General features: G+C 28.6%; 15 protein-coding genes. 5 read left to right on the top strand and 10 right to left on the bottom strand.

Annotated elements, in window-relative coordinates; genetic code table 11:
- Positions 1-177 precede the first annotated feature (177 nt).
- Genes Q1J76_RS04470 through Q1J76_RS04460 form a run of 3 tightly spaced genes read left to right on the top strand, consistent with a single transcriptional unit; the run spans position 178 to position 4,759 of the window.
- Complete coding sequence (locus Q1J76_RS04470) at positions 178-2,349, top strand: alpha-hydroxy-acid oxidizing protein (protein WP_300367425.1); 2,172 nt, start codon at positions 178-180, stop codon at positions 2,347-2,349.
- Between the two features lie 8 nt (positions 2,350-2,357).
- Positions 2,358-3,383, top strand: coding sequence for a hypothetical protein (locus Q1J76_RS04465; protein WP_300367422.1), 1,026 nt, complete (start codon positions 2,358-2,360; stop codon positions 3,381-3,383).
- Positions 3,384-3,397: 14 nt separating this feature from the next.
- The gene (locus tag Q1J76_RS04460) at positions 3,398-4,759 is read left to right on the top strand and encodes a tetratricopeptide repeat protein (protein ID WP_300367419.1); all 1,362 of its coding nucleotides are present in this window, start codon (positions 3,398-3,400) and stop codon (positions 4,757-4,759) included.
- Positions 4,760-4,900: 141 nt separating this feature from the next.
- Here Q1J76_RS04460 and tsf read toward each other — a convergent pair whose 3' ends face one another.
- Positions 4,901-5,755: a translation elongation factor Ts gene (gene tsf, locus Q1J76_RS04455; protein ID WP_300367416.1), complete on the bottom strand. Its 855-nt coding sequence runs from the start codon at positions 5,753-5,755 to the stop codon at positions 4,901-4,903.
- 56 nt (positions 5,756-5,811) lie between these two features.
- A complete protein-coding gene (gene rpsB / locus Q1J76_RS04450; protein ID WP_300367413.1) occupies positions 5,812-6,627 on the bottom strand; it encodes a 30S ribosomal protein S2 in 816 nt (271 codons plus the stop codon).
- 1,010 nt (positions 6,628-7,637) lie between these two features.
- On the opposite strand from rpsB, the gene Q1J76_RS04445 reads away from it, so the two are divergent.
- The gene (locus tag Q1J76_RS04445; protein ID WP_300367411.1) at positions 7,638-8,000 is read left to right on the top strand and encodes a methionine-R-sulfoxide reductase; all 363 of its coding nucleotides are present in this window, start codon (positions 7,638-7,640) and stop codon (positions 7,998-8,000) included.
- Positions 8,001-8,134: 134 nt separating this feature from the next.
- On the opposite strand, the gene Q1J76_RS04440 is transcribed toward Q1J76_RS04445, so the two are convergent.
- Positions 8,135-9,535 (bottom strand): alanine/glycine:cation symporter family protein, encoded by a 1,401-nt coding sequence (locus tag Q1J76_RS04440; protein WP_300367406.1) that lies wholly within the window; start codon positions 9,533-9,535, stop codon positions 8,135-8,137.
- Between the two features lie 617 nt (positions 9,536-10,152).
- On the opposite strand from Q1J76_RS04440, the gene clpB reads away from it, so the two are divergent.
- Positions 10,153-12,732: an ATP-dependent chaperone ClpB gene (clpB, locus tag Q1J76_RS04435; RefSeq protein WP_300367403.1), complete on the top strand. Its 2,580-nt coding sequence runs from the start codon at positions 10,153-10,155 to the stop codon at positions 12,730-12,732.
- Positions 12,733-12,818: 86 nt separating this feature from the next.
- Here the strand turns inward: clpB and Q1J76_RS04430 are convergent, their stop codons facing one another.
- From Q1J76_RS04430 to Q1J76_RS04400, 7 genes are all read right to left on the bottom strand, one after another.
- Entirely contained in the window at positions 12,819-13,775 is a 957-nt protein-coding gene (locus Q1J76_RS04430; RefSeq protein WP_300367400.1) for an ROK family protein, read from the bottom strand.
- Positions 13,776-13,877: 102 nt separating this feature from the next.
- Positions 13,878-14,900 (bottom strand): sugar kinase, encoded by a 1,023-nt coding sequence (locus Q1J76_RS04425; RefSeq protein WP_300367397.1) that lies wholly within the window; start codon positions 14,898-14,900, stop codon positions 13,878-13,880.
- A gap of 634 nt (positions 14,901-15,534) precedes the next feature.
- Complete coding sequence (gene epsC / locus Q1J76_RS04420; RefSeq protein ID WP_300367394.1) at positions 15,535-16,263, bottom strand: serine O-acetyltransferase EpsC; 729 nt, start codon at positions 16,261-16,263, stop codon at positions 15,535-15,537.
- 12 nt (positions 16,264-16,275) lie between these two features.
- Entirely contained in the window at positions 16,276-17,190 is a 915-nt protein-coding gene (locus tag Q1J76_RS04415) for a PLP-dependent cysteine synthase family protein (protein WP_300367391.1), read from the bottom strand.
- A 68-nt stretch (positions 17,191-17,258) separates the two neighbouring features.
- Positions 17,259-17,672, bottom strand: coding sequence for a PqqD family peptide modification chaperone (locus tag Q1J76_RS04410; RefSeq protein WP_300367388.1), 414 nt, complete (start codon positions 17,670-17,672; stop codon positions 17,259-17,261).
- An 83-nt stretch (positions 17,673-17,755) separates the two neighbouring features.
- Complete coding sequence (locus Q1J76_RS04405; RefSeq protein WP_300367385.1) at positions 17,756-19,693, bottom strand: OPT family oligopeptide transporter; 1,938 nt, start codon at positions 19,691-19,693, stop codon at positions 17,756-17,758.
- A gap of 71 nt (positions 19,694-19,764) precedes the next feature.
- Positions 19,765-21,204: an aminoacyl-histidine dipeptidase gene (locus Q1J76_RS04400; RefSeq protein ID WP_300367382.1), complete on the bottom strand. Its 1,440-nt coding sequence runs from the start codon at positions 21,202-21,204 to the stop codon at positions 19,765-19,767.
- Positions 21,205-21,466: the final 262 nt, after the last annotated feature.

The raw sequence follows: 21,466 nt of genomic DNA, 5'->3' as shown, positions 1-21,466 counted from the left end.
TATCAATTTTTATTTCCAAAATATAGGCATAAAAAATTATAGGTAGTAGAAATTAATATTAATTTTATTATACTATAAGTAAAAATTCTTCAGTTTAGCATTAAAATTTCGATACTAAAACACTATAAAGGAATATTTTAAATTATATTATATAAATTAATAAAAGGCAATGCTAATATGAAAGGTAAAAGAATAATAATAATAGGGGCAGGTCTGCTTCAAGTACCAGCAATACAAATAGCTCAGGAAATGGGACTTTATACAATAGTGTTTGATTATAATAAAGATGCACATGGTATGAAAATAGCTGACTATCCTATGATTGTATCCACTAGAGATGTTGATGGAAGTGTAAGAGCTGCTAGAGATTTAAGTCAGAAAATGGAAATACATGGTGTTATTACAGTGGGTACAGATGCTTCTACTACTGTTGCTGCTGTAGCTAATGCATTGGGACTACCCGGAAATAGATTTGAAGATGCATATGCTGCTTCAAACAAAATAAGAATGCGTGAAAGATTCAAAAAAAATAATGTACCTCAGCCTAATTTCTTTCCTGTATGGAATTATGAAGAGGCTATGGAAGCATTTAAACATTTGGATAAACCTGTTGTTGTTAAGCCTGCAGATAATATGGGAGCAAGGGGCGTTATGAAAGTATCAAGCGAAAATGATATATTAGCAGCATTCAATAGAGCAAAAAGTGCTTCTCCGTCTGGGGAGGTTATGGTTGAAGAGTTTATGGATGGTCCTGAACTTTCTATAGATATGCTTATATATAATGATGAAATATATGTTACGGGTGTTGCCGATAGAATAATAGAATTTCCTCCTTTTTTCATAGAAACAGGACATATTATGCCTTCTGCATTGGAAAAAGAAAAGATAGAAGATGCGGTTAATGTTATGAAAGCAGGAATAAAAGCATTAAATTTAAAAATAGGAGCGGCTAAAGGTGATATAAAAGTAACTAAAAATGGTGCTATGGTTGGAGAAATTGCCGCTAGATTATCAGGCGGATTTATGAGTGCATATACCTACCCTCTTTCTACAGGCGTAAATTTGATAAAAAATGCAATAGAAATAGCTTTAGGAAATCCTCCAAGTGATTTAAAACCTAAATGGGATAAAGTTTCAGTTGAAAAAGCATTTCTTCCTGGTAGTGGTATAATAGAATCTATTGATGGAATTGAAAATGCCAAAAAATTAGAAGGTGTTAAAGAGGTATTCATAAAGACAAAAGCTGGTGATATATTAGTTACTCCTACAAATAATTTAGAAAAAGCAGGAAATGTAATTACTGTAGGAAAGACAAGAGATGAAGCTATAACCATAGCAAATAAAGCTATGAGTGCAGTACATTTCAGACTTACCGATGAAAAAGGCATTACAATAGAAGAAATAAAAAAAATAGCTCAAGAAAAATTAGCTTCTAAACATAATGCAAACTACTTATTCAAAGATAATACAGATGAAAAAACAGGACTTTCTCATTATTCATTTAATCCAAGTATTATACATGAAGAAAAAGAGATAAAACTAGAAACAACATTATTTAATATGCATGTATCTCAGCCTATTATAATAGATACTATACATAATTTGATTGAAGTAATAGATGGTTTAATGGATATAAGAGAATATTATGAAATAATGATTGATACTGCATCAAATTGTGAAGTATTAGCTATATTAAATGATTTTAATAATGAAGAATTATTTGAATTATCAATAAAAACTATAAAAGGAAGTAAAAGAGGAATTATTATTATTGATGGTAATAATAATAAAGATATATTACTTCAAAGATTAAGAGAAGCAGAAAAAAACGGAGCTTGTGCTGTAGGAATAGATTTTTCTTATTGTTATAATATAAATTCTAATGATAAAATATATGTAAAAAGTGAAAAAGAATTATCACAAATAATAAAACAAATAGATATACCTGTAATAATCAAAGGTATAGCTAGTGAAAATGATATACATAATATTAATTCAGCACATGCAAATGGAATATATTTTTCAAATAATAATAAGTATACATTAAAAGGTATGGAAAAAGTTGCCGATACTATTAGTAGAGCAGTATGTAATTTGCATAATAGTCATAAAATGCAATTGACATCTCTTGCAGAATCTCCAAGATATGGAGTTGATGTATTTAAATATTTTATGTTAGGAGCTAATGCAGTTTCTATAACAGAAGATAGTTTTATTGCAGCTATAAGTAAGGGTAAAAAAGGTCTTGAATATGCCATTTACTCCAATAAACTAGAATTAGAGAAAATAATGAAAATATTCGGACAATCCTCGCTTAAATACAATAATGCAATATGGCGAAAAAATTAGGAACTACTATGGAAGATAAACAAGTAAACTTATCCAAATCTTACATATACGGCTTTTTTGCCGCTATGATATGCACATTAATATATAGTGCAATTATCATACCTATATATATATTATTGATATCTCCTAATATACAGAATTTCTTTGTATATTTATTGTATGCATTAGATATTTGGGTATGGATATGGATTGGTATTTCTATATTATATGCTTTTATCATAGTATTAATGCAGCCTACTAAAAATTATACTAGCTTTTCTAAAACTATGGAAAATCTGCTTTTCTTTATAGTAACTTCTGTAATAATAATACTATCACTTAGTTATGTTCCAGAAATACAAAAACTATTATATAAAAAAGATTATACTTTTTACAGAAGCATATTGTCTGTAGGGTTATTTTTCATATCAATACAATTATCATATAATATTAAAAAACTTATGATATTTATGTATAAAACTATATTATACAATTTAGGATATTCTATAGAAGATGATATAATATTAGGTGAAGAAGATGATAATAATGAAATTGTACAAATAGATAAATCAGAATATGAAATATTTTCAAACACTATAAAAACTATAATAGCATTTTCTCAAAGATATAAACATGCTATAGGAATAATAGGATTTCAAATATCTAATTCAAATTCTATTATTAATGAATATGGAAATGCTGCTTATAGAAAATTGGAAGATGAACTTATAAAAGCGATAAAGAAAAATGCTAGAATTGGTGAAAATCAATGTATGCTTTATGAAGATGTTATATATTCTACAATTTTTGCTAATGAAGAAGAGGCTTGGAAGGCTGCTAAAAGATATTTTAAAGCATTAAAAAATTATAATTTTGAATATAATGATGAAACTATAGATATTAATATATCTATGGCAGTAAGCGGATTTGATTTTTCTAATAATATGTCTAATAAAATATCAGTATTTGTTGTAAAAGACACTATGATGAGAAAAATTAAAGATGCTTTAAATGAATCAGAAGAAACTGGAAGTCCAGTTATATATTATGAATAAAAGGGATAATAATCGTGGAAGCTTCATTAATTGTAATATTAGTTTTAATTGTTTTATTAGGTTTTGCCACTCAATATGTTATTAAGAGCGGATCATATCCTATTAAACTTAAGAAAATTGTTCAAGCCTATAATGAACAAAATTATGATGTAGCCATGAGAGAAATCAATACATTAGATCCTAAATATAAAAAGGATGCTAATATACTATGGATGACAGCTAATATGTACTATAAACAACAGCAATATATATTGGCTATGGCATCGCTTCAGAATATGATAGACGGTGCATATTTCACTAAAGAATTAACAGAATTATCTGTAAGAGAATTTTTAGCAAAAATATATGAACAGACAGGAAACAGTAAAAAGGCTATAGATGAATATGATATGATTACAAAAATAAGGGATCAGGATTATGATTCTTTGTATAAAGCAGGTACTGTTTGTTATAATTATCAAGAATGGGTGCAGGCTCAGAAATATTTTTCTTTAGCAGCAGCTCAAAATGATAGTAATCCTCAATTATTATATATGCTTGCTAATTGTTTTTATAAAATTCGTTCATATCATGCGGCTCAGCAACAGATAGAAAAAGCAGTTGCATTGGATCAGACAAATCCTAAATACCACTTACTTTTGGGTGAAATATTATCTTCAAGCAGAGATTTCCAAAACGCTATAAAAGAATTAGAAATAGCTTATGATAGTAATGAAATTTCAGATAAAGATGCAATATCATTAAATCTTGCTAATTCATATTATGAACTTAGAAATTATACTAAAGCAAGAGAATATTACGGACAAGTTCTTACTAAAGATAATATAGCTAGTGAGAAAGTTGTAGATGAGAGATACAGATATGCTGAAACTCTAGTAAAAAATAAACAATTTGAGGCAGCAGTTAAACAATGGGAAATAATAAAATCTATTAGAAATATTTATTTGGATGTTGATCAGAAATTAAAAACTTATAGTTCTATTATTGCTAATAATGCATTTAGAACTGCATTAGAAATGGATATCATAGAATATTTAGAAAAATATTTCTATAGAATATTAACTTTGAATGGATATGTTGTTACAGAGCATAGTAAAAAATCTGACACATTAGTATTCTTTGTTACTATTAAAAAATTTGGCTCTGAAGGGCAGTCTTATAAGAGTACATTTGCATTGGATACTTCAGGATATCCTATGAGACAGGAAACCGTGGATCAATTTATGGAATATGCAAGACAATATAAGAGTGCACACTCATTCTTAATAAGTATAGGTGACTTTGCTCCTAACTTGAAAATTGATGATACTGTTATGATTATTGAACCAGAAAGATTTGAAGCTATCATTGAAGGTGTTATATCATTTAGCGATTAATGATTATAAACTCATTTATTATACTCTATTATTAAAAGGTTATGATTTAATATCATAACCTTTTATTATTATAACACTAATAAAAAACGGATTGCTAGAAAAATAACAATCCGCTTAATTTTTATTTTAGTAATTATTTAATTATAAACCTAATGAAACAATTACAAAGTTTTTAATATTTGCAGTTGAACCTGACTCTTTAGAAATTTCATCTATTAAACTTCTAATAGATATTTTGTTATCGGTGAATAATTTTTGGTCTATAAGAACTGATTCTGAATACCAAGAACTCATTTTACCTTCAACAATTTTTTCTATCATGTTTTCAGGTTTTCCAGCATCTCTTACTTGCTTTTCAAATATTTCTTTCTGCTCTTTTACAGCATTAGCATCTATTCCTTCTCTATTCAAAGCCAAAGGTTTTTCACTAGCAACATGCATAGCAATTTGATCAGCTATTTCCTGACATTTTCCTTTAGGTTTAACATCAAATTCTACTATAGCAACAAGCTTATTATTGAAGTGGGCATAAGTACCGAAGAAACCATCTGTTTTCATAACTTTAGCTTCAGCAAGTACTGTTTTTTCTCCCCATTTCTGTATACCTTCATTTATCATACCTTGAATAGTATCTCCATTAGGACCTTTAGCATTCAAAACTGCATCGACTGAAACATCATCTAAGCCCATAGCAGTACTGGAAATTGTTTTAGCTAAATTTATGAATAATTCATTTTTAGCAACGAAATCTGTTTCGCATTGAAGTTCTATACAAGCAATTTTTGTTTTATCATCATTAACACAAAAACCTATAGAACCTTCTTTAACAGTACGTTCATTTTTTTTAGCAGCAACAGCCGCACCTTTTTCTTTAAGAAGACGAATAGCTTTATCCATATCGCCGTCAGTTTCTTGAAGAGCTTTTTTACAGTCCATTATACCTACGCCTGTACGTTCTCTAAGCTCCTTAATAGTATCCATACTAATATTTGCCATTAAATTTATCCTTTATATTAAATATTTTATTTTTATATTAAATACACAAAACAATATTACTGATCGTCTTCCTGAGAAACACCATATTTTTCAGCAACAGCCTCAGCAGCTTCTGTAGCACTATTATCATAAACTTCTTCAGCACTATTATCAGAAGAACTATCATGTTTAGCTAAAGTTTCTTTACCTGCCTCATTTTGTCCTTCTATAACAGCAGAAGCAACAACACCAGCAAATAAACTTATAGCTCTTATAGCATCATCATTTCCAGGTATTGGATGATCAATAACTTCAGGGTTACAGTTAGTGTCTACAACAGCAACTACAGGTATTCCTAATTTTCTAGCTTCGCTTACAGCAATAGCTTCCTGCATAGGATCTATTACAAAAAGCATATCTGGTAAATTTTCCATATCTTTAATACCAGCAAAGTTCTTCTCTAATCTTTCTTTTTCTTTAAGAAGAAGTATTACCTCTTTTTTAGGAAGTTTATCAAAAGTACCGTCTACTTCCTCTTTTTCTATTTTTTTAAGTCTTGCAATACTCTTTTTAATAGTAGAGAAATTTGTAAGCATTCCGCCAAGCCAACGATTATTAACATAATACATATCGCATTTCTCAGCAGCTTCTTTGATACTTTGAGATGCTTGTTTTTTAGTACCTACGAAAAGAACATTTCCGCCGTTTCTAGACATCTCTTTAACAGCATCATAAGCTTTTTTAACATAAGTTAAAGTCTTCATAAGATCGATGATATAAATATCATTTCTCTCCTGAAAAATAAAAGGTTTCATTCTAGGATCCCATTTTCTAGTTGGGTGACCAAAATGTACGCCTGCCTCTAAAAGGTCTTTCATAACTGGTAATGACATAATCATATCCTTTAAAATAAAAATAGAGTACCGACTACGGCACCCTATCCATAAATTTCATATATTAAACATTAGTATTATAAAATCATAATGCTTTGATTACTAAATTTAAGTAACAATGTCTTTTATATATTCAAAAGAATCATTAAGAACATTTTGCTATTATGGAAAAGTTTACCAATATAATCGGCTTGATATATAATATCATAATATAAAAAAAAGTCAATGATTATAATCTTATATATTTTATAAATTATATTTTTTATACTTAATATCAATAAAATAATTAATAATCATATACCAAGATAAAAGATATACAATATAAATTTGTATTAATAAATACTTTATTTTTACTATATAATATACATATCATACATTATTAAATATAATTATGAAAATTACAGTAATTTTTTATAAATATAAATTGACTTATAATATAATTTATAATATCATTTTAATATATTAAGGAAAGTAATACTATACATTGCTATGAGTCTTGAAGGATATATAGCAGATAATAAAGGAAAAGTTAATTGGCTTTATAACTTTAATACCAATGAAATATTTGAAAATTGCAATAATTCCATAAAAAATATAGATACAATTATAATGCGATATAATACATAAAGTCAAATTATAAATGAACTTTCTCCGAATAATTGGGCTTATAAAGATTTTCAAACTTATATCCTAACTCATAAAAATATAAAAAATAAAGAAAATATTTATTTCATTTCTGAACGAATAGATAAATAAATAAACTCAAAAAAGAAAATTTCAAAAAAACATTTAGATTTTAGGAGGAAGCAGTATAGTTAATCAATTAATGAAATTTAATTGATGAATATCGTATATCTATAGTGACGATAACTTTTGGAAAATGTATAAAATTATTTAATGATAATAATAAAGATTTTATATTAATAAATAACAAAATATATAGTAATGGAGTTATTAAATTTATATATAAAATTCAATAGCTTTAATATAATAATAGGAGGTATTCTACAATGGAAAAAAAAGAATTAACAGAAGAAGAGAAAAATGTAATAATTTTTAAAGGTACAGAATATCCTTTTACAGGGGAATATAATGACTTTTTTGAAGAAGGGGTATATTGCTGCAAACAATGCGGTGCTGAACTATATCTCTCAGAAGATAAATTTAAATCGCATTGTGGCTGGCCTAGTTTTGATGATGAAATAAAAGGAGCTGTAAGAAGATCATTAGATGAAGATGGATACAGAATAGAAATAACATGCAATAATTGCGGTGGACATTTAGGACATGTATTTGAAGGTGAACATCTAACAGAAAAAAATACAAGACATTGCGTTAATTCTATATCACTAATATTCAAACCAAAAAATTAAAATATAATTTTAAATACTATAAAAGTAAATATTATGAGCATACAAAAAAATTTAATTATGCAAACAATTTTTATTTGCAATAATAAAGGGCTTATATAAAAATATAAGTCCTTTAATTTATATAAATTATATAATTATTTTTTATTTAAAGTATTATACTCTTTAAATGAGATAGAAACAACATTACACAAAGCTAAAAGCCCTAAAATGTTAGGAATAACCATAAGCCCGTTAAAAGTATCAGCTAATGACCAAACCAAATCAACTTTTAATGCAGAACCCAAAAGTATAAATCCTACAACAAATACAGCATAAACCCTTGCAGCTTTCACTCCGAATAAATATTTAATATTCTGCTCTCCAAAAAAATACCAGCCTATTATAGTAGTAAATGCAAAGAAAAATAAACATACAGCAACAAATATAACACCGAAATAACCGAATCCTAATCTAAATGCTTCTTGAGGCAAACCAACACCTTTTAAAATCTCAGGTATATGAATTGGAGAACTAAGTGTATATATTTGAGTTTGCAAAATGTTTGAAGTTAATATAACTAAAGCAGTCAAAGTTACAACTATAAAAGTGTCAAAGAATACTCCTATCATAGCAACTACACCCTGTTCACAAGGATGTTTAACTTTAGCTAAAGCATGAGCATGAGGTGTAGAACCCATACCAGCCTCATTTGAGAATAAACCCCTAGCAACTCCAAAACGCATAGCCTGCTGAACACTTATACCTAAACCTCCACCTATAGCTGCCTGAGGATTAAAAGCAGCTTTAAATATTAATAGTATTGAAGGTAATAAATTTTCAATATTCATTAAAATGATAATTAATGATCCTATTATATAAAATAGAGCCATTATAGGAACTACTTTTTCAGCAAATGAAGCTATTCTTTTAAGTCCACCTATAAATACAAATGCTGTTATCAAAGCACATACTATTCCAATGTATATTGGTTTTATACTGGGAAATGCATTCACAAAAGCACCACTTATAGAATTTGACTGAACCATATTTCCCATAAAACCTAAAGCTAATATAATAAATACTGCAAATAAAACAGATAATATTTTTCCGAATATTCCTCTATAAGCTGCTTGAATATAATAAGCAGGACCTCCTATAATATACCCATCCTCTGTTGTAGTTTTATATTTCTGTCCCAAAGATGCTTCTACAAATATAGTAGCCATTCCCAAAAAAGCAGATACCCACATCCAAAATATAGCACCTGGTCCACCTGATATTAAAGCAGTAGCGGCACCAGCCAAATTACCAGTTCCAACCTGAGCTGCAATTGCTGTTGCTAAAGATTGAAATGAACTCATTCCATCCTTGCCTGCGGATTTCCCAGATAAAGAAAGACTTCCAAATGTTTTATCCCAACCGTCTTTAAACTTGAAAATCTGTACAAATTTAAATCTTATAGTGAAATAAATTCCGCTTCCACATAATAGAATTATTAATAAATAATCCCATAAAAAACTGTTAACCTTCGCCACAATAGACGATACAGTATACATAATGAACTCCTCTGTTTTTATATATAAAAAATATATTTGTAGAAAATATTATTTTTTTATCGCTAAAAATTATCATTAGAGCAATGCATAAAAATCATATACAAATGGATAAATAATAAATAATTTTAGAAAAGATTATATCATAAATAGTATTTTTTTTATATAGTATTGAAGCTATTAATTAAATAAATTCTATAAATAATAATATTTTTTATATTATTATACTTCATAAAAAATATAAGCTTTCAAATAAGAACTATAATATATAATATGTATTATAAATATATAAAATTATGATTTGATATATAATTAATCTATTATTATAAAACTAAAATAAAAATTCATTTAATATTAAAAAATAAATTTATAGTATCATTTTTATACATAAAGTAATTTTTATAATATAAAATTTATACAGTATAATAATATCATTAAAAAAATACTAATTAAAAACCATCAATAATGTATAAAAACAAAACATATACATATTATAAGTTGGCATACTTTTTGCATATATATTAAAGAGCAATGAATGCTTAAATAAAATTATTTAATATACTTAAATAATTAATATATAAAGGAGTTAGGCGGTTTTTAAGCCGTTAATTGATTAGAATATGGATTACAATAAATATACAATAAAAGCCCAAGAGGCAATAAATGAAGCAGCTAATATAGCTAATGGCGAAGACCATAATGAAATAAAAAGCGAGCATTTACTTCTTGCATTATTAAAACAAGAGGACGGACTCATTCAACCTTTAGTTGAAAGAATAGGCGTTCCTATAAATACATTAATAGAAAAAACCCAAAGATTAGTTGATGAAAATGTGAAAGTAACAGGAGAAAATGTTCAATTACATTTATCAACTAATGCTGGTAAAGTTTTAGCAAAGGCAGAAAAAGAAGCTAATGCTTTGAAAGATCAATATGTTTCTACTGAGCATATATTCTTATCACTTTCAGAAGCTGATAATAAAGCTGGAGATATGCTTAGAAAAAATGGGGTAAGCAAAAAAGAAATTTTAACTGCATTAAAAGCATTAAGAAACGGACAGATAGTTAATAGTCAAGATCCAGAAGCTAAAATGCAGTCATTAGATAAATATTGCCGTGATTTGACAAAATTAGCAAAAGATGAAAAGATAGATCCAGTTATAGGACGCGATGAAGAAATAAGACGCGTTATGCAAGTATTATCAAGAAGAACAAAAAATAATCCTGTACTTATAGGAGAGCCAGGAGTGGGTAAAACTGCTATAGTGGAAGGACTTGCAAGAAGAATAGTTTCTCAAGATGTACCAGATGGACTTAAAGATAAAAGATTATTAGCCTTGGATTTGGGAGCATTGGTTGCAGGTGCTAAATTCAGAGGAGAGTTTGAAGAGAGATTAAAAGCTGTTATTACAGAGATAGAAAAATCAGAAGGAAGTATAATATTATTTATAGATGAGCTTCATACTCTTGTAGGAGCAGGTGCAACTGAAGGGGCAATGGATGCTTCTAACCTTTTAAAGCCTGCCTTAGCTCGCGGGGAATTAAGAGCAATAGGTGCTACAACTTTAGATGAATACAGAAAATATATTGAAAAGGATAAGGCACTTGAAAGAAGATTCCAACAGGTTTATTGTAAAGAGCCTACAGTTGAAGATACTATATCAATACTTAGAGGTTTAAAAGATAAATATGAAGTTCATCATGGTGTAAGAATAAAAGATGATGCATTAGTTGCTGCTGCTGTTTTATCCAACAGATATATAACTAACAGATTCTTACCTGATAAGGCTATTGACTTGGTGGATGAAGCTGCAAGCCAATTGAAAATAGAAATAGACAGTCAGCCAGCAGAACTCGACAAATTGGAAAGAAAGATTTTGCAGCTTAATATAGAAAAACAAGCTCTTTCAAAAGAGAATGATGCAGCGTCAAAAGAAAGACTTGAAAAATTAGAAAAAGAATTATCAGAACTTTCTGAAGAAAGAAATACCATGAAACTGCAATGGGATAATGAAAAAGGAAGAATTGAAGAAACTAGAAAATTAAAAGAAGAACTAGAAGCTTTAAATATAAAAGAAACTCAATATACAAGAGAAGGTAATTTGGCAAAAGCTGCAGAAATAAAGTACGGAAAAATTCCTGAACTTCAGAAAAAAATTGATGAGGCTTTGAAGTCAATGGAAGAAGCAAAAACTTCAGATAAAAAAAGACTTTTAAGAGAGGAAATTTCTGAAGATGATATAGCTAGAGTAATATCAGTATGGACTGGAATACCTGTAAGTAAAATGCTTACAAGTGAAAAGCAAAAATACTTACAGCTTGAGGAGGTTTTACATAAAAGAGTTGTAGGACAGGACGAAGCCATCACTTCAGTTGCAGATGCCATTAGAAGAAACCGTGCAGGACTTTCTGATGAAAATAAACCTTTAGGAAGTTTTCTATTTATAGGACCTACTGGGGTTGGTAAAACTGAACTTGCTAAAACTCTTGCTGATTTCTTGTTTAGTGATGAGCATGCTTTAACAAGAATAGATATGAGTGAATATATGGAAAAGTTTTCTGTAACAAGACTTATAGGAGCTCCTCCTGGATATGTCGGTTATGACGAAGGCGGACAATTAACTGAAGCTGTAAGAAGAAGACCTTATTCTGTTATACTATTTGATGAGATAGAAAAAGCTCATCCTGATGTATTCAATGTTTTACTTCAGGTATTAGATGACGGAAGACTCACTGACGGACAGGGAAGAATAGTTGATTTTAAAAATGCTATCATTATAATGACAAGCAATTTAGGTTCTGATTTAATTCTTGAAGCAGATAATACTAATGATATAAAAGAAAAAATTCAGGATCTTTTGAAAATATCATTCAGACCAGAGTTTTTGAATAGAATAGATGAGATAATAACATTTACTAGACTAGACAAAAAATATATAGCTGAGATAGTAAGAAATCAAATAGCAAGAGTAGCTAACAGACTTAAAGATAGAAGAATAACTTTAGATGTAAGCGATGAGGCTATAGATTATATTGCTGATATTGGTTATGATCCTCAATTTGGAGCAAGACCATTAAAAAGAGCTATACAAACATTTATAGAAAATCCTCTTGCAAAAGAAATGCTTGAAGGAAAATATTTAGAAGGAGATACAATAAAAATTATTAAATCAGAAGATGGTTTAGTCTTTGAAAAATAATTTTATACTTAATAATTAATTTCATACAAATAGAAGGCTTACTAATATATACTATTAGTAAGCCTTAACTTATTTTTAAAATTTTTTTAATTATTTCTAAAAAATAAAGCAGCACAGCCTAAAACGCCAGCATCATTACCTAAAGAAGCAGGTTTTATTTCAAGATTATTAACCATCATTTTGAGACCGTAATTTCTTACCCCTCTTTTAATATGCTCTATCATCATATCAAAGTCCTTACAAAGACCTCCTCCTATAAGAACTAAATCCAAATCAAGCATATTCAAAGCCTGTGCTATGGAAATACCTAAATAGTAGGAACATTCAGCAATAGTTTCTTTAGCAAGCTCATCGCCTTTTTTGGCAGCATCAAATAAAGCTTTAGCCTTACCCCTATCTAATTCTTCATAAGTTAAAGAAGTAGGAATAACTCCTTTATGAATTTTCTGTTTAGCCATGGCAATAAAACCAGTAGCAGAAGCATAACGTTCTATACATCCGCTAGAACCACAATTACATTTATCGCCATCAGGAACAACAAATACATGCCCAATCTCTCCAGCACCGCCCAAAGAACCTGTAAATAATTTTCCATTAAGTACCAATCCTCCACCAACACCTGTACCAAGAGTAACAAGCATTACAGATTGATAATCCTTTTCCTTACCACTTCCATATTTTGCCTCTCCCAATGCAGCTGTACTTGCATCATTAGCTGTTCTTGTAGGTAAATTGAACATATCACCTATATCAGAAAATTTTAAGCCATGCAAACCAGGAATATTTTCAGCTCCACCCATATGAAAAGTTTCTCTATTCATAACACCAGGACAATCTATACCTAAACCTATAGCTTTATAATCCTTAGGAATATTACTTTTTAATTTTTCTACAAAATTAGCTATAACTTTTTTATGCTCTTCTGTTGTATGTTTGGGATCAACATCAAAATTATCTTTATATAAGATATTTCCATTTTCTTCTATAACAGCACCTTTCATAGATGTACCGCCTATATCTATAGCTATAACTACATCTTTCATTTTAATACTCCTAATTATATTTATCATGCTATTTTAGTACAATAATACAAATTGTCAAGAATAAATTGTAATGTTTTATAAATATAATATTTAATCAATAATCTATCTTTGTATTCTTCCAGAAGCATCTCCATTATAAACAGTCATAACTTCATCAATAGAAACTATATTGAAATCTCCCTCTATAGAATGTTTTAAACAACTAGCAGCAGCTCCAAATTCAAGAGCTTCTCTATCATCTTTACCATTCAAAAATGAGTATATAAGCCCCGCAGCAAAACTATCTCCACCTCCTACTCTATCTACTATCTTTATCAAATACTCTTTTGAAAAGAAATACTCTTCACCATTATAAAGCATACAAGACCATAAATTCTCACTGGCAGAAATAGAACCTCTCAAAGTAATACCTACTTTTTTTACATTAAATCTATTAACTATTTCTTTAGCCACTTCTTTATAGCCTTCATGGGAAAGTTTACCTTCTATAATATTAGAATCTTTTGCTTTAATACCAAATACCTTTTCAGCATCTTCTTCATTAGCTATACATATATCAACATAAGGCATTAACTTGCTCATAGTTTCATTAGCCTCTTTTGAAGTCCATAATTTTTTTCTGAAATTCAAATCTAAACTAATAGTAAGATTTTTTTCTTTAGCCTTTTTACAAGCTTCTATACAAATTTCAGCAACATTCTTTCCAAGTGCAGGAGTTATACCTGTAAGATGAAACCATTTTGCATCATGAAAAATTTTATCCCAATCAAAATCTTCTTTACTGCTTTGTGATATTGAAGAATTAGCTCTATCATATATTACTTTAGAGCCTCTTTGACTAGCCCCTTTCTCCAAAAAATATATTCCTATTCTATCACCGCCAAAAACAATATTAGATACATCAATACCATAGCGTCTTAATTCATTTATACAAGCCTGACCTATATCATTTTTAGGAAGTTTTGTAACGAATGAAGTATCAATACCAAAATTTGAAAGTGCAAAAGAAACATTGGCTTCTCCTCCTCCGAATCTAGCATCAAAAGAATCTGTCTGTACAAATCTTAAATTTGAAGGAGGTGAAAGCCTTAACATTATTTCACCGAAAGTAACAACTGAAACCATAGAAAATCCTTTGAACTTATAAAAAATAATAAATCACATTATTAACATAATTTACTTAACATAATAGTATATTATATTATTAATTATTTCAATGAAATTTTATAAATAAAAAAAGAAAGGAAATAAATTCATTTCTTTTTTGTAATTTTTATATGATATTAATTTTACTGAAAGTAAATATTCTAAATATAATGATACTGTAATATATAGATTTATTGATAATTATTTAATGCCAAAATTTACTTTTTATTCATGTTCTATAGGATTAAATATAGGATATAAAATAACATTAACTCCAAATATACCACAGAATTAGAAGAAATAGAAATAAAGCATAAGCATTATGCAAGACTTTACATGAGAGGAACATTTTATTATTATTTTAATGTAGGTATAAATTCATTTATTAATCTTGGTTTTTATGCTAGGTATGATTTTTGAAGTTATTGGTCTTAAAAGAGCGAATATTTAAATGTGATTAAAGATGAAATTTTTGTTAATGTTGATATAGGTATGCAAATAGGATATAGATACAGACCAAAATTTTGATATTCATTAATAGTATAAAAAAGCCCGCATCCTATTAAGATACAGGCTTATATATATCATTGAGAGTATATATCAATAAAAACTATTATATAGACATCTTACCATTAAATAAGACTCTTTCATTTTCAGCAACTGAATCTAAAACTATGCAATTAGCACCAATTATAGTATTTGCTCCTATAACGGTATCTCCTCCAAATATAGAAGCATTAGCATATATTGTAACATAATCACAAACTGTAGGATGTCTTTTTTGACCTTCTAAACTTCGTCCGTCAGTTAAAGATAATGCTCCTAAAGTAACGCCTTGATATATCTTTACATGATGACCTATTACAGTAGTTTCACCTATAACTATTCCAGTACCATGATCTATAAAAAATGAATCTCCTATAACTGCACCTGGATGAATATCTATACCAGTTTTTGAATGTGCCAATTCTGATATTATTCTTGCTATTAAATATTCTTTTTGCTTATAGAATATATGTGCTATTCTATAATGAAAAATAGATCTAAATCCAGGATAAGTTAATACTATCTCATCATATGATTTTGAAGCAGGGTCAGACTCAAAAAAGAACTCTAAATCCTTTTCCAAACTTAAAGCTATATCATCAATCTGCTCTATAAAATCTAATAAGAAAGAATCATCGGTAACTATTTTCATATAAAGTTTTGCTATACTCTTTTTAACAATATCCCTATTCGGACTTTCTCTGAAAAAATTAGGAAAAGCATAATCTCTTATAAGCTTAACTATATCCTTAATATCCTTCTGATTAGGTAATTCATTAAAAGTTTTCAATCTCATAAAAATATCCCTTTAATTCCAAGTATATCTTTCACCTGTATCTGGTAAAATACAAAGCATCTTAATTTTATCATCTATATTATTTAACTGTTTTGAAAAATTAATAGCACCGTAAACACAAGCACCTGATGATATACCTACTAATAATCCTTCACTAAAGCATATTTCTCTAGCGGTATTTATAGCATTATCATTAGATACATCTATTATTTTTGATATAACATTTAAATCCAATATCTTTGGTATAAAATTAGCACCTATACCCTGTATTTTATGAATGGAAGCTCTTCCCTTTGTAAGAAGAGGAGAAGCCTCTGGTTCTATTCCTATAACTTTAGTATCTTTATTATTAGCTTTTACATAATTACCTATTCCTGTTATTGTACCGCCTGTACCTATACCTGCAAATATGTAATTAACATCTGGAATATCTTTAAAGATTTCAGGTGCTGTTGTACTATAATGTGCTTCAATATTAGATATATTAGTAAATTGACCAGGTATTATAGAATTAGCAATTTTTTTATTTAATTGTTCTGCTCTTTTAACAGTTGCATCCATACCACCATCAACCAATTCAAGTGTAGCACCATAATCTCTTATTAATTTTCTTCGCTCTTCAGACATAGATGAAGGCATAACTATTATAACATTAAGATTTAAATATTTTCCAATAGCTGCCATAGCAATACCAGTATTTCCTGAAGTAGGTTCTATTATTGTTGATCCCTCTTGTAACTTTCCCGCTTTAAATAAATCAAGAATTATTTGTTTTACCGCCCTATCTTTAACTGAACATGCTGGATTATTCTTCTCTACCTTCCCATACAACTCTATATTTTTATTTAAACCAAATTTTGACTCTATATTTTTCAATCTTAATATAGGTGTATTTCCTATTAATTCAAGTATATTGTTATATATCATACGCAACTCCAATATTAATATATATATTAATATTATATTCAATATATCAATAAAAACAATACCTAATATTAAAGTTTATTAATATTAACTTCTTCTTTACTCTTTACTTTTTTATATTTTATCCATCTTCTTTTTGCAATATAACGAATAAATTGTATAAGTCTTATAAGAGCTTCTTTGAAAGTATCATCAGTTTTGACCTTTTGCAATCTAGCTATTTCAAATATGCATCTTTCACCATCAATACTAAGCCATGCTGATGTTGATAGATCATCAAATTCTATATCTTTATTTATTTTCTTCTTCAAAAGCCAAGAGGAAATTTTTGTTATTGGATTATTCGTTTCTAATATGAGCAATACTCTGCCATTTTCATTAATTTTCCAATTGGTATGAATTATTTCAGGCACATAAAGCACAAAGTTATGCTCATCTTTTTCTTTTAAAAAATTTTCCAATATATTATTATTTTTATCATTCATAAATATTTCTCTAAAATAAATGATAAAAAATTATAATACTCATATAAAAATATAAATATTATAATTTTTTATACATATAAATTTTATTTTTTATCTTTAGATACAGTATATCTATAAACCCAAATACAGAATAAAGTAAATATTATAAAAGTAATTAAATTACTTTGAGGTACAATGCTAGCTCCGAAATTAATAGATATATTTAAAGCAGCCATTATACCTATAAATATACCAAGTATAGCATCTCCTGCAACTAAACCAGAAGCCAATAATATACCTTTTTCAACAGCTTCAGTTTTCTCTTCTTCATTATTTTTGAATTTTCTTTCAGCAAATACCCTTACAACACCTCCAACAAATATTGCAGTAGTTAAAGTAATAGGTAAATATAAACCTAAAGCAACAGGAAGTATTGGAAGTTTAGCTATATAACAGAATATAGCAATAGCAGCACCTATTATAACCAAAGTCCAAGGAAGTTTAGCAGTCATAATACCTTCAACTATTAATTTCATCAAAGTAGCCTGAGGAGCTGGAACTGCATCAGAACCTATTCCATAAGCTTTCTGCATAAGTATAACAGTTGCACCAGCACCTATAGAAGCAATACATAATGCTATAAACATACCTAATTGTATTTTTTTAGGAGTACCACCTATTATGTAAGTAGCCTTTAATGATTGAGCAACACCTCCTGCAACTGCAGTTGATACACATACTATTCCACAAACCAAAAGAGACATTCTTATACCTTCTTTGCCTATATTTCCTGTCAATTTAAATACTGTTGCCACTATTAAAAGTGTAGCTATAGTCATACCAGAAACAGGGTTATTACTAGCTCCTATTACCCCAACCATTCTAGCAGATACAACAGCAAAGAAGAAACAAAATAATACCGCCAATATACCGCCTATTATTCCGCCTCCAATACTAGGGACAAGCCAAGTAGCTAAAAATCCGAATATTGCAGCAGTAATAAGCCATACAATAGGAGCATCTTGATTTATTCTATCAGCATTTTTACTAGATGAAGAATGATCGCCTCCAGCCATACCAGATAAAGACTTTTGGAAAGAACTGATTATAGTAGGCATAGATTTTGCTAAAGAAATAAAACCTCCCATAGCAACAGCACCAGCACCTATATATCTTATATAACTGCCCCAAACTTCCTGAGCAGACATTTCAGCAATTGGTATAGATGAAGGGAAAACAGCTACTTGTACAAAATTACCAAAATATTTTATTAATGGTATAAGTCCTAGCCAAGCAACTATACTACCTGCAAACATAAGAGATGAAGTTTCAAGCCCTATAATAAAACCTACTCCCAAAAGAGATGCCAATGTGTCTATACCTATCATAGTTTTTTCATAAGGTTTTATAATATAAGTTACACTCTCTTTCCAAAATCCGAATCCTCCAGAAAACAGTTTATAAAACATTCCTGTTATTATACCTGTTATCATATATTTAAAGCCTTTTCCACCTTCACTTCCTATAACCAAAACCTCAGACTGTGCCATAGATTCAGGATATACTAAAGAACCATGCTCTTCAACTATTAAGTATTTTCTTACAGGCGTAATGAAATAACAACCCATAAAACCACCTATTATAGTTACTATTATAACAGTAAACATGGAAAGTCCCATTCCAAACAATATTAAAGCTGGAAGTATAAATATAATTCCTCCAGCTATTGATTCTCCAACCGCAGCTAATGATGCTGTAAAATTCGCCTCTAAAATATTATTTCTCTTAAAAAATGTCTTGAATAATCCTGTCGCTAATATAGCTCCTGGAATACCCGCAGATATTGTTAATCCTACTTTTAACCCCAAATAAGTATTAGCAGCAGCAAAAAGTATGGCAAATAAAATACCAAATATAATTGAGTAACCTGTCATTTCGGGCATAACTACCGTTGCTGGAATAAATGGTACATAATCCTCTCCCTTTATACCGCCATAGGCATCTTTTGAAAGTTTTCTAGAATTTTTGTTTAAATCAGACATAATATTTCCTTGAAATTATTTTTTAGTATTTTCATAAATAAAAATTTTAATAATCAAATACAAATATTGAATTATTGAACATTTACAATCAGTTCTTTCAAAACTTTCCACATTCTATCAACTGATGATATACTTAAATGTTCTTTAGGAGTATGAACATCCCAAATATTTGGTCCCATACTAATCATATCAACATCAGCTAAAGGCTTTTTTAATATACCGCATTCCAAACCAGCATGTATGGCTTCTATTTTAGCATCCTTTCCTGTAATTTGTTTGTATACTTTAAGTGCTATATCTTTTACTTTGGAATTAGCATCATATTCCCAAGCTGGATATTCGCTAGTTCTTCTGCAATTAGCATTAGTTCTTGTTGCTGCAGATTCTACTCTCAAAGCTATTTCATTTGATGAACTTGCAACAGAACTTCTTATAGATATTGTAAAAGTTAATTTATTATTTTCTTCTTTTAATACTCCATTATTTGCACTTGTTTGAACAAGACCTTCTATATCTTTGCTCATATAAAGAACTCCGTCTGGAGAAAGCATCATAAAATCAATAATATTATCACTTAATTCTTTAGTATAACATTCCTTTGCATTATCAGCTTTTGAAACCATTATTTGCAAATTAGGATCTTCAACTCTATATTCAGATTTTATATTCTTACTAACTTCTTCTATAATAGATTTAACTTTATCAATATCCTTTGCAGCTATGACAGCTTCAGCATGTTTAGCAATAACATTATGTTTAGCACCGCCTTCTATACATACAATATTTATATCATTTTTTGCAGCATATAAAAGCCTTCCCAAAACCTTAATAGCATTTGCTCTTTGATTATTTATTTCTATACCTGAATGTCCGCCTTTAAGTCCAGAAACTTCAACTTTTAATGTTTCAGAATTATTAGCTTCTTTTTTTATATCAAAATCAACTAAAGTATTAAGTCCTCCAGCACAGCTTACTAAAAATACACCTTCTTCCTCAGCATCTATATTGATAAGAGTTTTTCCATCTAAATGTTCTCCTGTAACAGCAGATGCTCCGTCCATACCTGTTTCTTCAGCTGTTGTAACTAATAATTCTAATGCAGGATGTTCAATATCTTTAGAATCCATCAAAGCAAGTCCCATAGAAACTGCAATTCCGTCATCGCCTCCTAAAGTAGTATCATTAGCCCTTAATATATCTCCTTCAACTATTAGCTCTATAGGATCTTTTCTAAAATCATGTTTAGACTCTTTAGTCTTTTCACAAACCATATCCATATGACCTTGAATAATTATTGGTTTTATATTCTCATATCCTTTTGAAGCTTTCTTTTTAATAATAACATTATTTTCTTTGTCTTGATAAACTTCTAAATTTCTGTCTTTTGCAAATTTTACTAAAAAATCACTAATTTCTTTTTCATGTCCCGATTCTCTAGGTATTTTACTCATCTCAGAAAACCATCTAAAAACTTCTTTTGAATCAAGCCCATCAAAATTGCTTAAAAACATACATAACTCCTTAAAATTGTATAGAATAATATACATTCTTTAATAAAAAAACAATATATTTTACTTACCTGTTAAATATCTATGAAAATATAATCATATAATTACAAATAATACAATATATTATTAATTGTTCTATTTTATCACAATATTCAATTTCAGTAAATAGCAAATTTATGATATATTCAATAGTATTAAATGTGTTATAAAATACAAATAAATAAAAATATGTTTAAGTTCCATAGATATTGCACACTTTTAGTTT

Origin of the sequence: Brachyspira sp. (assembly GCF_029258575.1) — a bacterium.
GTDB lineage: Bacteria > Spirochaetota > Brachyspiria > Brachyspirales > Brachyspiraceae > Brachyspira.
Note: the sequence above shows the minus strand (reverse complement) of the source record. Positions and strands in the feature narration are given on the sequence as shown.

Excerpts from the sequence above, each read along its gene's own strand:
- Q1J76_RS04470 (WP_300367425.1), top strand. The coding sequence starts at position 178 with ATGAAAGGTAAAAGAATAATAATAATAGGGGCAGGTCTGCTTCAAGTA.
- Q1J76_RS04465 (WP_300367422.1), top strand. The coding sequence starts at position 2,358 with ATGGAAGATAAACAAGTAAACTTATCCAAATCTTACATATACGGCTTT.
- tsf (WP_300367416.1), bottom strand. The coding sequence starts at position 5,755 with ATGGCAAATATTAGTATGGATACTATTAAGGAGCTTAGAGAACGTACA.
- rpsB (WP_300367413.1), bottom strand. The coding sequence starts at position 6,627 with ATGTCATTACCAGTTATGAAAGACCTTTTAGAGGCAGGCGTACATTTT.
- Q1J76_RS04445 (WP_300367411.1), top strand. The coding sequence starts at position 7,638 with ATGGAAAAAAAAGAATTAACAGAAGAAGAGAAAAATGTAATAATTTTT.
- Q1J76_RS04440 (WP_300367406.1), bottom strand. The coding sequence starts at position 9,535 with ATGTATACTGTATCGTCTATTGTGGCGAAGGTTAACAGTTTTTTATGG.
- clpB (WP_300367403.1), top strand. The coding sequence starts at position 10,153 with ATGGATTACAATAAATATACAATAAAAGCCCAAGAGGCAATAAATGAA.
- Q1J76_RS04430 (WP_300367400.1), bottom strand. The coding sequence starts at position 13,775 with ATGAAAGATGTAGTTATAGCTATAGATATAGGCGGTACATCTATGAAA.
- Q1J76_RS04425 (WP_300367397.1), bottom strand. The coding sequence starts at position 14,900 with ATGGTTTCAGTTGTTACTTTCGGTGAAATAATGTTAAGGCTTTCACCT.
- epsC (WP_300367394.1), bottom strand. The coding sequence starts at position 16,263 with ATGAGATTGAAAACTTTTAATGAATTACCTAATCAGAAGGATATTAAG.
- Q1J76_RS04415 (WP_300367391.1), bottom strand. The coding sequence starts at position 17,190 with ATGATATATAACAATATACTTGAATTAATAGGAAATACACCTATATTA.
- Q1J76_RS04410 (WP_300367388.1), bottom strand. The coding sequence starts at position 17,672 with ATGAATGATAAAAATAATAATATATTGGAAAATTTTTTAAAAGAAAAA.
- Q1J76_RS04405 (WP_300367385.1), bottom strand. The coding sequence starts at position 19,693 with ATGTCTGATTTAAACAAAAATTCTAGAAAACTTTCAAAAGATGCCTAT.
- Q1J76_RS04400 (WP_300367382.1), bottom strand. The coding sequence starts at position 21,204 with ATGTTTTTAAGCAATTTTGATGGGCTTGATTCAAAAGAAGTTTTTAGA.